Here is a 15,214-nt window from a genome sequence, read left to right on the forward strand (position 1 = left end):
CTGCGGCTCGCTGCGGCCGCGGCCGCGCCGTCCCCACGGCGCTGCGGCTGGAAAACGGGCTTTTTCATCGGGGAAAGTTCAATTCGGCAGAACATCAAGATGGCTGCTATCAGCACTATTTCTTTCGGGCGGGCAGGGAAGCACGAGGGGAGGGGTTCAGGGCTCCTCTCGTACGCCCAGCGCGCCCGCTCGATGCGGGCGCCGGCGGTCACAGGCGCTGCCGCCTCAATGGTGCTGCGCCGAAGGGGAACGTCCCCTTCGGGCAGCCGGTACTGTCGATCGCGCGATCAATCCCACGGAATGACGGCCATCAAGTCCTCGTCGTCCTGACCGGGATAGCGGCCGAGATTGGCATTGAGCCTGCCGTGACCTGTGCTGACCGAGAGGCTGAAGTAATCGCCGCCATTCTGGTTCTTCTTCTTCCAGATGCCGCCGAGTTCAACACGCCGTCCGCGTGGGGACTTCGCGGAGATGCGGAAGACCGGAGCATCCTTGTTGGTGCTGCTGAAGGGTTCGCCGGTGATGTCGATGTCGTAAGCGATGGAGGCGATGTTGCCGCTGATGGTGCCGTCTTCGTTGAAGCGGATGAAGTTTGCGAGTTCGGTCATTGTCTGTCTCCTAGATTTGTCGTTTCCCGAAGAGAAAGCCCCTTTCGGGCGAAGCCTCCCCGGTCTTTCCGGGGGAATGGCCTCTGACATTCCCCCGGACAGAGGGGGGAGGGCGAAAGCCCGCCCCACGGCGGCGGTCGGGCGGGTCAAGGGGTCGTGGCGGGCAAAAAACGGAAGGTTCGCCGCAGGTGGAAAGCCGTTTTTTTCCCGGCGCGACAAGCGGCTTTGCCGCGCCTGCCCCTTGATCCGGGCGGCCGGCGATGTCATGGGGCGAGAACAAACAGACCCGGCCCGGTACGGGCCTCATGATCGGGTGCGCGGCACCCGACTGGACAAGCGATCGTCACCGGGATCGGCGGTGACGGGCGCAGGCCGGCTCCGTGCCCTCGGCATAGAGCGCGGCCACCGGAACGGACGGTGGCGTTCTCCTGATTCAGTGCCCGCGGAGGGCCGTGTCATTCCGTTGCAGATTTGCCGAAGAATGCCTATTTTAGATGAAATCACGGCGAAATCGCGGGTTTCAGCGCGTGGGTGGCCGTCAATATCGGTTGACTAGAGGGACACTCGACACTATGTTGAGAGCTAACAACTAACCCAGCATCCTGAGAGACATGCGCTCCGGGCGGTTGGGGGAAAAAGCCGGCGCAAGCCGGTTTTTTTATGTCTTGGGAGCAAGGAGTGCCAGCGTTACGAACAAGAGTCTACATCGACGGCTACAATCTCTATTATGGTTGCCTTCGCAAGACCGCCTTCAAATGGCTCGACGTCCTGACCTTGTTCGAAACGCAAATTCTGCCGTCGATCCTCTACCGGCCAGCGCCAGACGCCAATCCTGCAACGATGACGCTGCATCCGGACTGCGCGATCAAGTATTTCACCGCCAAGATCATCGAAAGCGCCGCCAAGGGCGAGGACTCGGTGTCTTCGCAGGCCCAGTATCACAATGCGCTGACGACGCATTGCGGTGGTCGGCTCTCTTTCGTGATGGGGAATTATTCGCTCTACAAGGCCAACCAGCATATTGTTCCAGCCGACGATCCGAAGCGCTGGCCACGCGATTGCGACAAGATCCAGGTGTGGAAGCTCGAGGAGAAGCAATCGGATGTGAATCTGGCGCTTCATCTCTACGATGACGCCCTGAGCGGCGACATCGACCAGGTGGTGCTCGTCACCAACGATACCGACCTTGTGCCGGCGCTGGAGATGTTGCAGGCGCGTTGCCCGCACATCGTCCGCGGCTTGGTGATCCCGACGCGCAAAGTTGGTGCGGGCGGGGATCTCGAACGCGAGGCGAACGTGTCGCTGGCGAAGCTGGCCCATTGGGTCAGGCGGCACATCTCCGATGATGAGCTGCGGACGTCGCAATTGCCGGATGTCGTCCCCGGGCGTCGGCGGGCCAGCGTCAAACCGCACTCATGGTATGCGAAACCGCATCACCTCGCGAGGATGCTGGAGATGGCCCGCCCGGTGCTGCGCACCGAAGGCGAAGTCCTGAAATGGGCGCGCAGAGAGAGCGCGCATCTCGGCGGCCGTCGCCCGATCGATCTGATCGAGACAGATGCCGGCGCAGTCGAGGTGTTCGACTATATCGAAGCCTATATACGCGACCAGCTCGACAAGGCCGGCGATCAGGACGATTTGTCCTCGAAATCCTGAATTTCACGGGTGGGAAGGGAGCGCGAGGGATGGGGCCTCTGGGGCATCCCTCGTCCTGGACCGCACCGCTCAACGCGGGAAGGGACAGGCACGCGCGCTGGGCTGATCGGCCTCCGTAGTAGGTCACGGTTCCTTCACTTGGGTAGACTATCCGAATGCGGGCGAGGAGAGGTGGATGCGCCGCCTCAGCGGCGCATATGCTCGCCTGCTCACGCCTTCAGAGCCGCCATCCTTTCGCCGAGGATCCACAGAGCCTTGTTGAGCTTGATATCCTGATCGATGCCGTTGACGGCGCGGGACTTCACACGGCGCGGCCTGCCGAGATCGTCGCGGCCAACGCCGCGCAACCCGCCCTTGATGGCATTTTCCTGAACCACATTCCAGACTGTCCAAAGATCATTGGCACGGTCGTCGTGGCGGCGGGGAACGAGCAACTGTTGTGCTTTGATCGGCGTGGTCGCCTCACCCTCGTTGTCTCCGAAGCGCAGGACATGGGCGGCGTCCGCGAGAATGTCGGCTTCCTCATGGTTCAGCCGAAAGGTCGACCAATCCTGCGGGGCGGCAAGGGTGCGTTCGGCCTCGCCGAGAACACGATAGGTGCCTTCGATGACCTTGTGCTGCACATCGCCGGAATGGCGAACCTTGATGGCGTCGATGGTGCCGGTCTGCGTCACCAGAGAATTGAGGCAACGGACGCGGAAAAGCCCCGCCATAAGTTCGTAGGCGCTCGTCCCGTCATTGGCATTCTTGAGCAAGATTTCGCAAACGGTGTCCCCGACATTGTAGACCTTGCCGTCATCGATGCGGCGCAGGCGGATGAGGTGCTTGGTGAAATCTGCCTTGCCTTCGGTGCGGCTGCTCGACTGCTTGGCACCAACCGGCATGAAGCCTTCGTTCATAAGGCCGCGCAGCACCTCGATGGTCGGGATGGGTTTGAAGCGCTCGGACCGGCTCTCATGGGCGGTCACGGCAAAGATCGACGGCGCGAGACGGCGCATTTCGGTTTCGGTCAGGGCGCGGCCGGTGTCGAAACGGGCGGTCTGGGTGTAGATGCTCATATTCTGTCTCCTGATTTTCGCGTTTCCCGAAGAGAAAGCCCCTTTCGGGCGAAGCCTCCCCGGTCTTTCCGGGGGAATGGCCTCTGACATTCCCCCGGACAGAGGGGGGAGGGCGAAAGCCCGCCCCACGGCGGCGGGCGGGACTGTCAAGTGGCGTGGCGCGGAAGGTGGGGGATCTTCTCGGGTCCGCTTGCGGACTGGCGCGGAAGATCTTCCAGCTTCACGGGCCACTTGACCGGCCTGGCCGGCGATGTCATGGGGCGGAAATAAACATGCGGCCCGGAACAGGCCTCGATACCGGATGCCCGAGCAGCCGCTGGACAAGCGATCGTCACCGGGATCGGCGGAGACGGGCGCGGGCCGGCTCCGTGCCCTCGGCATAGAGCGCGGCCGGCCGGTACGGGCGGTGGCTCAGGGATGCGGCCACTTAGATATACGATCAATGGCCATAAGCGGTGCCAAGCTTTCCGGTCAATCGGAAAGGGTCGTTTTCTGAAGTGCCTCCGCAATCGATTTTGCGTCCAACGCGACCAGCGCACTTTGCAGGCAGCGCTCGATGTCGGCGACGCTCTTGCCCTCGAGCAAAGCGATTTCGGCGACGGTCCTGCCGCGAGAAATCCATCGGAGGCAGGTCTTTTCAAGCGGCGAAAGTATCCATTCCTTCATGACAAAAATCGCGTTCGGTTGCGCCGCGGTCGGCGGCAGGTGTGGTACGGGGCGCCAGCATCGAAGTCTCGGTGGAAGTCGAGATGGCGATGCCCCGAGAAAAGTGGCTGCCGCCGGGACCTGTACGACGGCAGCCAAGGTGCCTCGGGAGGAGGCCGGGAATTCGATATCTTCTTCCGCATCAAGCATGTTATGATATAACATGTCGCATAAGCAGATTTATGGAACTGTTTTAACGGATCGCCTCGCGGAAGTGCCAAACTGTGGCTGGCATATAGAATTGATCGACAGTAGGCCTTCCGCCGAGACAACGGGAACGATGTTGGTGTAATTATCCATGGTTGGGATGTCCGGCAAATCGAGCCCGTGACCGACTGCCGTAACAAGCATCACGTCGGCACCCGCCGCGCGTCCCGCTTTGACACCAGCCTCAACATCCTCGAAAACAAGACAATTGGAAGGCGAGACCCCGAGCCGCTTTGCTCCTAAAAGAAAACATTGGGGGTCTGGTTTACCTATGGCGACATCTTCCCCGGTCACGATAACGCGAGGTATGGCTAACCCGGCTGCTTCAAGTCGCCTTTGCGCGAGCTGTTTTGAAGCAGATGTGACAATCGCCCAACGATCATCAGGAAGCGCAGCTAAGAACTCTGCGGCTCCCGCGATCGCAACGACCCCGTCAACATCCTCGATCTCGGCTTTGGTGATGTTTGCCGCTTCAGTCTCCGGGTCCAACCCGGGGAGTTCCAGCCGACGAATAGTGTCGATCGCTCTTTGCCCATGCATTGTTGGCAAGAACGCAACTGGATCCAGGCCCTGGCGTTGCGCCCACGCACCCCAAACTCGCTCGGCAGCGGCTATAGAAGTCAGAAGGGTCCCGTCCATATCAAAAAGAAAGGCTGAGAATTTCTTATTTTCATCGAGTTTCAACAGGTCAACTATCCTTATCTGATGCTGTTAGGTTTTGGGGGAGCGCAGCGAGTTTGGGTCAATCCCGGCCTAGGCAGCCTTTTCGGTGTGAACTGTTTGTGTTGCATTTAGCGCAAAGGAATCGACGAGCTCGACGAGGTCGTCGACTTGCTCCGCAAGCCGGCGAGTGGCTGCGCCGGCCTCCTCGGCCATTGCAGCGTTGAGTTGCGTCACTCTTTCCATCGTGCTCACGGCGTCGTTGACTTCGCTGAGGCTCTTTGCCTGGCTTTGGCTCGAAAGTGCCAATTGGCCGACATCACGCGAAACGTCACCAATCTTCAGCACGATATCGTCCAGGGCGTGGGCAGTTTGCTCGACAAAATCCACACCGGCGTCCACCTCGCTGGTGGAATGGTGAATAAGCGTTCCGATTTCTTTTGCCGCCAAAGCGGCACGTTGAGCAAGTTCTCTGACTTCATGCGCGACGACAGCAAACCCCTTTCCTGCTTCTCCAGCGCGGGCAGCTTCAACTCCGGCATTTAACGCCAGAAGATTTGTCTGGAATGCGATGCCATCGATGACGGTGACGATGCTCGTTATGCGATCGGATGCCTCCTTGATACGTGACATTGCACCGATGGCATTCCCGACGATAGCCAGTGAGCCATCTGCTTCCACCTTGACCCGCTGTACGATGTCAGCGGCACTTGCTGCACGCTTTGACGCTTCTCCGACAGTTATGGTGATCTCTTCGATCGCTGCGGCAGTTTGTTCGATCGAGCCTGCTTGCTGTTCATTTCTGCGAGAGAGTTCTTCGGAGGCTTCTGCAAGTAGCCGGCCATTGATGTGAATTTCGGCTGACGTCGCCCTGACGTCCAGCATGGTCGAGCTCAGACCGCTGATAGTGCTGTTGAAGTCTCGTCTGAGCGTATCCAAATCCCCAGCAAACGAGACATCGATAGTTTTCCGCAGGTCTTTGTTCGCGAGATTTTTAAGGCCGCTAGCAAGTGACGTCACCGCTAGCTCGATGTTTTTCTGGGTCAGAGCTCGTTCGCGTTCGTTTGTCTCCCGCTCCGACTCTGCCATTCGATGAAGATCTTCCGTATGCGCTTGTATGGCAATCTTCTGAGCTGCGTTCTCTTTGAACACTGCAAGTGCACGCGCCATTTCACCAATTTCATCTTTTCGTTGGTCACCTTCAATAACGATATCCAACGAACCGCCGGCCAAGCGGCGCATAATGTCAGTAATCGAGGCGATCGGCCGCTTCAGCGTGATGACGAGTGCGGTACCTGATGCCATCGCGACGAAAAATCCAAAAGCCATCGATGTTAGCGAGACTGAGTTCGCCAGCGACCGTTCGGTCGATGCCATTTGCCGTTGACTGTCCGCGAACGCGTCCATTAGTTCCCAGATCTCGTTGATCTTGTCAGTTGCGGATCGGTACTGCTCCTCGGAACCAGCTCGATTGGCTTCCAGTCCGGCGGCGCTCTCACGCAAATCATCGGCGATCGCCTTCACCGTATCGGGGATCTCGCCGAAGTAGGGATCGATCGGGACTAACTCCTTCAGCAAGCTTACCTCACCCGTATAAACGAACAGAGCTCGCTCCACTGCCTTCACGTTATCCTCAGTCGGTTCGCCCAGAATCCTGGCAAAGGTGATTTTTACGTCGCTGCTGTTGCTCACGATTGACCGGAGCTTTTTCGTCACCTTGTCGGCGTCGAGTGACCCCCCGTTCCGACCAATCAGATCGGCAGTGGCCTGATCGACGGCTGCCACGCTCTCCGCCTTCAATGTTTTCGATAAACCAGCCAGGTCGTTTGCGATGGCCGACTCCTCAGGCTGGCTCCTCGTTTCCTGAATCTCGCTTGTCTTAAGGAACGCCAACATCCGGTCGGCTATACTGGATCCGCCTGGGACACCAAATGAATTGAGAAGACGATCAGATTTTGACAGTTTACGTGCGAAATCTTCGAAGGCCGCTCGCACAGCTGTTCCTTCCGGACGAAAAGACCAGCCCTCCATCGACCGCAGTTGGATTGCGAGATTTTCGCAATCGTTCAGAATCAATTGGAGGGTCAGCGTCTCGGAAAGCCTCGATTTTCGTTTATTATCCAGCTGATTAGCTTGTGCGACGATCTTGAATGCGTGTTTGCCCAGTTCCAGCTGCAGGGAATTCAGCGCGTCGAGTTGTCGGGAAATGTTATCTGTCAGCCGCGACCGGTCCTGTCGAATCCTCCATATCTCGTTTATGTAAGAGAGGATTGCTCGTGTAGTCTCCTGGGCCTTCCGTAATTCAGCAGCATCCTGGGCGTCCGGAATTCCTTCAATCGCACGGTCGATTTCGCTGATCTGCGCCGCGGTTATGCTGGAGGCTCGCGTGAATGTCGCTTCATTGGGCTCGCGAAGAAACGCCGTAATATCGGCATAAACACCTTTGAACCCTGAGAGCAGCCGGACTACGTCATTCGAGACGTTCAGTCGCGCTTCAAGCACTCTTGTCGCATAAAGTCCCGTGATGCCGACCGCGGCGATTGTAATTAACAGCGGAAAAACCAGTATCAGGACCTTCGTCTGAATCCTGAACCGCGCGAGTATCCTGTCCATTTCGCCTCCCAAAGCATTTGCTCTCCAAGCCGAGACACTCTGGCACGAACAACTTAAGTTTACCTTTCAGTTTTACAAATTACTTTCAGTCCGTGAAAATGTTCGCTAGATCGCGTTTTAACAGCAGAAAAAGCCACGACGATGAAACTCTTTTTAGCTTGTAAAGACAGGTGTTCTAGCGGCGCGCGTGTTCGGAGTTAAGAGAAAACTGGATCGAGCGACCCGGATGCATAGCGCTTTGCCATCACCGAAACGGGAAACGGCGTAATGCGCGCCGCCATGCCGGCGGTACCGAACTGTTCGAAGCGTTCCTTGCAAAGCGTGGTGAGCGCAGTCATTGCCGGCTTCAGATATTTGCGCGGATCGAATTCGCCCGGATGTTCTTGCAGGACCCTGCGGATCTGCCCGGTCATGGCCATCCGGCCATCTGTGTCGATGTTGACCTTGCGCACGCCATTCCTGATGCCGCGCTGAATCTCTTCGACCGGCACGCCCCAGGTGGGCTTCATCTGGCCGCCATATTTGTTGATGATTTCCTGCAGCTCGAATGGAACCGACGACGACCCGTGCATCACGAGATGCGTGTTCGGCAGCTTTCGGTGAATCTCTTCGATGACATTCATTGCCAGCACCGAACCGTCGGGCTTGCGCGTGAACTTGTAGGCACCGTGCGAGGTTCCCATTGCGATCGCCAGTGCATCGACCCGTGTTTCGCGCACGAATTTCACTGCCTCGTCCGGATCTGTCAGCAACTGGTCGTGCGACAGCTTGCCTTCCGCGCCGTGCCCGTCCTCCGCCTCGCCCATACCGCTCTCGAGAGAGCCAAGCACACCAAGCTCACCTTCGACCGAAATGCCGCCTAGATGTGCCATCTCGGTCACTCGCTTGGTCACGCCGACATTGTAGTCCCAGTCGGCCGGCGTCTTCGCATCTGCTTTGAGCGAACCATCCATCATGACCGAGGTGAAGCCCGCCTGGATCGCCGTCATGCAGCTCGCCGGATCGTTGCCGTGGTCGAGATGCACGCAGGTGGGGATGTGCGGATAGAGATTTCGACGACCGCGTCCATCATGTGCTTGAGCATGATGTCATGAGCATAAGCGCGCGCGCCGCGTGATGCCTGGATGATGACTGGAGCATCAGCCGCATCCGCTGCCTCCATGATGGCGAGCGCCTGTTCCATATTATTGATATTAAAGGCGGGAACGCCGTAGCCTACCTCCGCTGCATGATCCAGCAACTGTCTCAGGGTTATCCTTGCCATCCGAAATCTCCCTCCCGCGGCCTTGCTAGAAAGCCGCTTATTTGTTGCGCTAAACGATGAAGCTAAATCTCGTACGGTGACTTACGCGTTCAGCACACGACCATAAGCATCGAGCACCGCTTCCTTCATCGTCTCGGATACCGTTGGATGCGGGAAGATCGTGTGCATCAACTCTTCCTCGGTTGTTTCGAGGTTCATCGCGACCACGAAGCCCTGGATGAGCTCGGTGACTTCGGCGCCGACCATGTGGGCGCCGAGTAGCTCGCCGGTCTTCTTGTCGAAAATCACCTTGACCATGCCCTGGTCTTCGCCGAGCGCGATCGCCTTGCCGTTGGCCGCGAAGGAGAAGCGGCCGACGCGGATATCGCGGCCCAGCTCCTTGGCCTTGGCTTCGGTGAGACCGACGGAGGCGACCTGCGGATTGCAATAGGTGCAGCCCGGGACCTTGCCCTTGTCGGTGGGATGAACGTTCGGCAGACCGGCGATCTTCTCGACACAGACGACTCCCTCATGCTCGGCCTTGTGGGCCAGCATCGGCGGGCCGGCAACATCCCCGATCGCATAGATGCCGGCGACATTGGTCTTGCCGTAACCATCGGCGACGACGCAGCCGCGGTCGGTCTTGACGCCGAGCGCCTCCAAGCCGAGGTTTTCGATATTGCCCTGAACGCCGACGGCCGAAATCATCCGGTCAGCGGTGATCTGCTGGACCTTTCCGTCTGACGTCTCGACATGCGCGGTGATGCTGTCCGCACCCTTTTCGACCTTGGTCACCTTGGCGCTGGTGAAGATCTTGAGGCCGCGCTTTTCCAGCTGCTTGCGGGCGATGGCGGTGATTTCGGCATCCTCGACCGGCATGATGGTCGGCATGACTTCCACCACCGTGACGTCGACGCCCATCGAACGATAGAAGCTTGCAAATTCGATGCCGATCGCGCCGGAACCCATGACGATCAGCGACTTCGGCAGCGCATCCGGCTTCAGCGCCTCGAAATAGGTCCAGATCAGCTTGCCATCAGGCTCGATGCCGGGCAGCGCACGCGGACGGGCGCCGGTCGCGATGATGATGTGCTTGGCGGTATAGGTGCCCTCGCCCTTGACGTTTTTCGGCAGCGGATGCTGCGGTTCGACGACGGGCTTCGACGACTTGCCGACGACGATCTCGCCGGGCTTGGTGATTTTTGCCTCACCCCAGATGATGTCGATCTTGTTCTTCTTCATCAGGAAACCGACGCCGGCATTGAGACGGGCTGAGACGGCGCGCGAGCGGCCGACGACGGCCTCGGCATCCGGCTTGACCGTGCCTTCGAGAACCAGGCCGAAATCCTTGAAGTGATTGGCATGGTCGAGCACCTCGGCCGAACGCAGCAGCGCTTTGGTGGGGATGCAGCCCCAGTTGAGGCAGATGCCGCCCATATGCTCGCGCTCGACGATAGCCGTCTTGAGACCGAGCTGGCTGGCGCGGATGGCGGCGACATAGCCGCCGGGGCCGGAGCCGATGATGATGACGTCGTAGGACATCTGTTTTCCTTGAAAAGATGGGGGATCCGTCGCGACGTGTTCGCGTCGTGGCAAGATCCCCCGAGGCTGGGAGGAAACTAGATCAACATGCTCATCGGGTTTTCGATGAGCGTTCGGAATTTTCCAATCAGCTCTGCCCCAAGGGCGCCATCCACCGCACGATGATCCGTTGACAACGTCACGGTCATTACGGTCGCGCTCGACAAATCACCCTGAGCATTGACGACGGGCCTTTTCTCTCCAGAGCCAACAGCCAGGATCGTTGAATGGGGAGGATTGATGATTGCTGCGAATTCCCTCACACCGAACATGCCGAGGTTCGATATCGCGCCTGTGCCGCCTTGGTACTCGGTCGGCTTCAATTTCCCTGACCTGGCGCGTGCAGCCAAGTCCTTCATCTCGTTGGAAATCGTCGAAAGCGTCTTGGATTCCGCGCTTCGGATGATCGGCGTTATCAGCCCGCCTGCCACGGAAACGGCAACTCCAACATCAACGGCATGATGGCGCAGGAGGTTCTCTTCCGTCCAGGACACGTTCGCGTCCGGCGTTGATCCCAGAGCCAGCGCGTAAGCCTTGATGACCATGTCATTGACCGACAACTTATAGTTTGGCGTGCCATCCGTCACTGGCGCCGAAGCGTTTAGCTCGGCCCGCAGCTTGAGAAGGGCATCGATATGGCAATCAACCGAGAGGTAGAAATGCGGAACGGTCGTCTTCGCTTCCAGCAATCGCCGAGCGATCGTCCTTCGCATGGGTGTATGAGCCTGCAGATCGAACGTGCCTTCGGCGAACAGCTTCAAAGTGCTGTCAGAAGAAACTTGTTGGCCAATATTTTCAGCGCCGGCAGGCGCGGACTGAGCGACGGTCGCCTCGGCGATGCGAGCCTTCGAAACATCAGCGCTCACGATCCTTCCGTGCGGGCCGGTCCCAGCCACGCATCCCAAATCGATGCCGCCTTCCCGCGCCAGACGCCGCGCCAAGGGGGTAGCTCTGAGTGGGCTTCCGGCATCCGCTGATGTATTATGGTTATGAGTGCTGATTGGGTGGGCGGCGGTCGCGTCGGAATCCTCCGCCGTTGCGGGAGGGGACGGAGCAGTGGGCTGAGTGGCGGCCTGATATTCCTCGCCCTCCTCGTAAACCCAAGCGACGGCCGACCCCACGGCGATATCGACGCCTTCTTCACCGGTGACGTTTCGGAGAATGCCCGCAGCGGGGGAATCTATTTCCATCGCCGCCTTGTCGGTTTCGATCTCGAACAGGACATCGCCCTTACCGACGCGGTCACCTTCCTTGAAAAACCACTTCGAAATCTTGCCGGTCGCCATATCCATGTCGACCTTCGGGAGGATGATTTCCGTTGCCATACTATCGCGCTCCTCTCGCGAGATCCCGCGCGGCATTGAAAATGTCTGGGACTTGCGGAACAGCAGCCTTTTCGAGCTCCGGATTGTACGGTATCGGCGTTTCGGAGCCGCCAAGCCGGACGATCGGTGCATCCAGATAATCGAACGCGTCGCTTTCGGCGATCATGGCGCTTATTTCTGCTCCGACGCCGAGCGTCTTGACGCCCTCATAGACACAAAGAAGCCTAGTCGTCTTCTTCACGCTTGCAATTACGGTCGCCCTGTCGATCGGCCGTACCGAACGAAGATCGATCACTTCGACATCAATGCCTTCGTCAGCCAGCTGAGCAGCTGCATCGAGTGCTTTATGAACCATGATTGATGTCGCGACGATGCTTAGATCTTTGCCCTGTCGACGTATTTCCGCCTTGTCGAGAGGGACCGTGTAGTGACCTTCAGGAACTGGTCCCTTCATCTTGTACAGGAGCTTGTGCTCGAAGATCATGACCGGGTCGGGATCGGCGACAGCGGCCAGCAGCATGCCTTTAACGTCGTGTGGTGTCGCGGGCTGAATGACTTTCAAGCCGGGCACATGTCCCAACCACGCCTCCAGGCTTTGGCTATGCTGGGCGGCCGCCCCGGTGCCAGAACCGGCCGGAAATCGCATAACAACCGGCACTGACACTTCGCCACCAAGCATATAGCGCATCTTTGCAGCCTGATTGACGATTTGCTCCATTGCCAGCGCCGCGAAATCAGAGAACTGAAACTCGAAAATCGGTCTCAATCCGGTCATCGCGGCACCAACCGCGACTCCCGCGCCGCCTAGCTCGGAAATCGGGGTGTCCATCACCCGATCAGGGCCGAACCTGTCGATGAGATCGCCGGTTACCTGAAACGCGCCACCGTAAACGCCGATATCTTCGCCCATCAGAATGACGCGCTCATCCGCCTCCATCGCGATCGCCATGGCTTCTTGGATGGCTTGGGAGTAGCTGAGTTCTCGAACACCGGTGTCCATTTATGCCTGCTCCGTATAAACATTTTCAGCCAACTCAGCGACGTTAGGCGCCGGGCTTGCCTTTGCGAATTCGATACCTGCCGCGATCTCATCGCGAACGGATTGACGGATTGCCGCCAGCTCTGCATCATTTGCGACACCGAACTCCCGGAGCTGGGCTTCAAACCGGACGATAGGATCTCGATTGCTCATCCAGTCATCGATTTCGTCTTTCGTGCGGTAGCGGTTTCGGTCGCTCTTGGAGTGGCCGCGATAACGATAGGTCTTGCATTCGATGAGGGATGGCCCCTCGCCGCGCTTCGCACGTTCCACGGCATTGTGAGTGGCTTCGGCCACCTCGGAGAGCACGTTGCCGTCGACGATGACGCCCGGCATGCTGTAAGCGCCGGCCCGATCGGCGATGTTGGCAACGGCCGTCGAGCGCGCGGTCGAGGTCGACATCCCGTAGCCGTTGTTTTCGCAGACGAAGATAACGGGCAGCTTCCAAACGGCAGCCATGTTCAAGGCTTCGTGGAAAGCGCCTTCGTTGTTGGCGCCGTCACCAAAGAAGCACACGACCACTTTTCCGGTCTTGAGCCGCTTGGATGTCAGAGCGGCGCCAACAGCAATGGGCAAGCCACCCCCGACGATTCCGTTCGCCCCCAGATTGCCGGTCGTGACATCTGCAATATGCATGGAACCGCCGCGGCCGGCGCAATAGCCGGTCGTTTTGCCGAAGAACTCAGCAAACATGCGTTTGACATCAGCGCCCTTGGCGATGCAGTGCCCGTGGCCGCGATGGGTCGAGGTGATCTGATCCTGTTGCGTCAGCGGGAGGCAAACGCCCATGGCGCTTGCTTCCTGGCCGATCGACAGATGCATCGTCCCATGGATGAGGCCGCGTGTGTAGCTTTCCTCAGCGCCTTCTTCGAACTGCCGTATGAGGTGCATCTTCCGAAGAGCGTCCAGCAACTGCTCGCGCGTATATTGTCGGTATATAAAGGGAAGATTGCTGGCCTCGGCGCTCTTCATTGCTCTTGCTGAATTCGCCATTTATGCCTCCCTGCCGTAAACAAGAGCGTCCTGCCGGGCGCGCAAGGCGGCAAGACGAGAGCCTTCCGCGACCGATGCATTGCTGTAGGTAATCAACTCGCCCTTCTTAATCGGCGCAGTGACCTTGCCTCCTTGCAGCATGCCGCAGGGAATTGCAGAGGCGCTTCGAGCTTCAGGCGCAGTCATGATCCACGCGCGGTAGCAGTACTCGCCGATTGCATCGAGCTTGTCGCCAGGCTTGAGGTCCTTCTTGGCCACCGCACATACCTCCGCTACAGGGGTAGACAGAGGGACCATGTCCGGCTTCCCGTAAAGAACGACACGGGCACAGGTGAGCGGTACTTCCAATGACGTCAAATGATACGGCCGGTGAAAGGTGAAGTAAGGCCCCTTCCCCATCTTCAGATCTTCCATCCGCTCCGAGATTCGCGGATGGGACATGTCGGCAACAACGAACACGCCGGGGGCAACGCCCTTTCCGATCGAATAATCGACGACCCCTGATCTCGTCAGCACACCGCCGTCTTTTTCCGGCACAAGTACTGATGACAGCTGGTCGAGCGTGGCGGCCGGCCCGTGCATGCCTGGCTTATCCGGCACAAGACCTGTTGCGTTTGCAATGGCGGCCATTTCCACCATCGTTTTCGAACCGTCCACGAATTCCACCAGCATGCGTACATTCATGTTTCGGCGTGCCGCTTCCTCGGCGTACTGATCCGGGACAGCGTCGATATTTAACGGGTTGTTTTTGCCTTTGCCCGCTGCGACGATTGGGTGACCCATCGCTGAAACGAACTCGATCAATTCAATGCAGGAGGACGGCTCGTCTCCCGCGCCTAGAGAGTAGGTAACTCCAAGCCGCTCGGCCTCGCTTTTGAGATATGCGCCAATCGTGACGTCCGCCTCGACGTTCATCATCACGAGGTGCTTGCCATGCTCCATGGCCGCCAGGCCGATTTCCGCGCCCACGGCCGGAACGCCAGTGGCATCGATCACAACATCAATCAGTCCGCTATTGAGGATATTGCTGGAATCGGCCGTGATGGCGATCTTCCCGCCCTCAATCACAGAATTAAGCTGATCCGCCGTGCCCGCTTCGCGATGATGGCCATCAGACCGATAGGCGATATCGACGGCTTCGCGAGCACGGGCGACGTTGAGATCGCAAATTGCCCCGATTTCAATCCCGGGCATATGGGCAACTCGGGTCACAATATCTGTGCCCATTTCCCCACTGCCGATTAGACCAATACGAATAGGCTTTCCCTCGGTCTCACGACGCACGAGGTCACGTGCGAGCCCGGTTGGCGCAACGTTGATGGGCATTCCATTCCTCCCAAATTCATCCGGGATGATTGGTAATGTACATTTGTTATTCAGTCAACATGTATGTTCTGTTTTGATCCGGTGTTCCCATGAATTTGCGCGTTTTTATCGCGTCCGGCGAACATTTATCGCCGGATTAAACATTACGCAGACTATTGATAGAGGGCTTAGTCGCCAGCAAAAGCTGGTCGCCCCATGGT

Annotated in this window: 11 protein-coding genes and 1 pseudogene; 1 reads left to right on the plus strand and 11 read right to left on the minus strand. The window is 58.4% G+C overall.

Annotated elements, in window-relative coordinates:
- Positions 1-287 precede the first annotated feature (287 nt).
- The gene (locus tag BSK43_RS00580) at positions 288-608 is read right to left on the minus strand and encodes a DUF736 family protein (RefSeq protein ID WP_068391179.1); all 321 of its coding nucleotides are present in this window, start codon (positions 606-608) and stop codon (positions 288-290) included.
- Between the two features lie 678 nt (positions 609-1,286).
- Here BSK43_RS00580 and BSK43_RS00585 point away from each other — a divergent pair.
- Positions 1,287-2,264, plus strand: coding sequence for an antitoxin Xre/MbcA/ParS toxin-binding domain-containing protein (locus BSK43_RS00585; RefSeq protein WP_246662461.1), 978 nt, complete (start codon positions 1,287-1,289; stop codon positions 2,262-2,264).
- 209 nt (positions 2,265-2,473) lie between these two features.
- On the opposite strand, the gene BSK43_RS00590 is transcribed toward BSK43_RS00585, so the two are convergent.
- The 10 genes and pseudogenes from BSK43_RS00590 to BSK43_RS00635 form a co-directional block, all read right to left on the minus strand.
- Positions 2,474-3,322, minus strand: a complete 849-nt coding sequence (locus BSK43_RS00590) for a DUF932 domain-containing protein (RefSeq protein ID WP_068391172.1) — start codon at positions 3,320-3,322, stop codon at positions 2,474-2,476.
- 471 nt (positions 3,323-3,793) lie between these two features.
- A complete protein-coding gene (locus tag BSK43_RS00595; protein ID WP_136686625.1) occupies positions 3,794-3,988 on the minus strand; it encodes a LuxR family transcriptional regulator in 195 nt (64 codons plus the stop codon).
- Between the two features lie 219 nt (positions 3,989-4,207).
- Entirely contained in the window at positions 4,208-4,873 is a 666-nt protein-coding gene (locus BSK43_RS00600; protein WP_068391169.1) for an HAD-IA family hydrolase, read from the minus strand.
- 114 nt (positions 4,874-4,987) lie between these two features.
- Complete coding sequence (locus BSK43_RS00605; RefSeq protein WP_068391166.1) at positions 4,988-7,507, minus strand: methyl-accepting chemotaxis protein; 2,520 nt, start codon at positions 7,505-7,507, stop codon at positions 4,988-4,990.
- A 197-nt stretch (positions 7,508-7,704) separates the two neighbouring features.
- Positions 7,705-8,771, minus strand: a pseudogene (gene fba / locus BSK43_RS00610) (class II fructose-bisphosphate aldolase).
- An 81-nt stretch (positions 8,772-8,852) separates the two neighbouring features.
- The gene (gene lpdA, locus BSK43_RS00615; protein WP_077472571.1) at positions 8,853-10,292 is read right to left on the minus strand and encodes a dihydrolipoyl dehydrogenase; all 1,440 of its coding nucleotides are present in this window, start codon (positions 10,290-10,292) and stop codon (positions 8,853-8,855) included.
- 77 nt (positions 10,293-10,369) lie between these two features.
- A complete protein-coding gene (locus tag BSK43_RS00620; protein ID WP_077472570.1) occupies positions 10,370-11,656 on the minus strand; it encodes a pyruvate dehydrogenase complex dihydrolipoamide acetyltransferase in 1,287 nt (428 codons plus the stop codon).
- A gap of 1 nt (position 11,657) precedes the next feature.
- Positions 11,658-12,656 (minus strand): alpha-ketoacid dehydrogenase subunit beta, encoded by a 999-nt coding sequence (locus BSK43_RS00625; protein WP_068391154.1) that lies wholly within the window; start codon positions 12,654-12,656, stop codon positions 11,658-11,660.
- Positions 12,657-13,688: a thiamine pyrophosphate-dependent dehydrogenase E1 component subunit alpha gene (locus tag BSK43_RS00630; protein WP_068391151.1), complete on the minus strand. Its 1,032-nt coding sequence runs from the start codon at positions 13,686-13,688 to the stop codon at positions 12,657-12,659. It abuts the gene before it with no gap.
- A complete protein-coding gene (locus tag BSK43_RS00635) occupies positions 13,689-15,014 on the minus strand; it encodes an NAD(P)H-dependent oxidoreductase (RefSeq protein ID WP_068391148.1) in 1,326 nt (441 codons plus the stop codon). It abuts the gene before it with no gap.
- Between the last annotated feature and the right edge of the window lie 200 nt (positions 15,015-15,214).

It is taken from the genome of Rhizobium sp. P44RR-XXIV (genome assembly GCF_001999485.2).
Taxonomy (GTDB): Bacteria; Pseudomonadota; Alphaproteobacteria; order Rhizobiales; family Rhizobiaceae; genus Rhizobium.

What these genes read in the sequence shown, in the direction of transcription:
- BSK43_RS00580 (WP_068391179.1), bottom strand. Translation starts at nt 608, where the DNA reads ATGACCGAACTCGCAAACTTCATCCGCTTCAACGAAGACGGCACCATC.
- BSK43_RS00590 (WP_068391172.1), bottom strand. Translation starts at nt 3,322, where the DNA reads ATGAGCATCTACACCCAGACCGCCCGTTTCGACACCGGCCGCGCCCTG.
- BSK43_RS00595 (WP_136686625.1), bottom strand. Translation starts at nt 3,988, where the DNA reads ATGAAGGAATGGATACTTTCGCCGCTTGAAAAGACCTGCCTCCGATGG.
- BSK43_RS00600 (WP_068391169.1), bottom strand. Translation starts at nt 4,873, where the DNA reads ATGGACGGGACCCTTCTGACTTCTATAGCCGCTGCCGAGCGAGTTTGG.
- BSK43_RS00605 (WP_068391166.1), bottom strand. Translation starts at nt 7,507, where the DNA reads ATGGACAGGATACTCGCGCGGTTCAGGATTCAGACGAAGGTCCTGATA.
- lpdA (WP_077472571.1), bottom strand. Translation starts at nt 10,292, where the DNA reads ATGTCCTACGACGTCATCATCATCGGCTCCGGCCCCGGCGGCTATGTC.
- BSK43_RS00620 (WP_077472570.1), bottom strand. Translation starts at nt 11,656, where the DNA reads ATGGCAACGGAAATCATCCTCCCGAAGGTCGACATGGATATGGCGACC.
- BSK43_RS00625 (WP_068391154.1), bottom strand. Translation starts at nt 12,656, where the DNA reads ATGGACACCGGTGTTCGAGAACTCAGCTACTCCCAAGCCATCCAAGAA.
- BSK43_RS00630 (WP_068391151.1), bottom strand. Translation starts at nt 13,688, where the DNA reads ATGGCGAATTCAGCAAGAGCAATGAAGAGCGCCGAGGCCAGCAATCTT.
- BSK43_RS00635 (WP_068391148.1), bottom strand. Translation starts at nt 15,014, where the DNA reads ATGCCCATCAACGTTGCGCCAACCGGGCTCGCACGTGACCTCGTGCGT.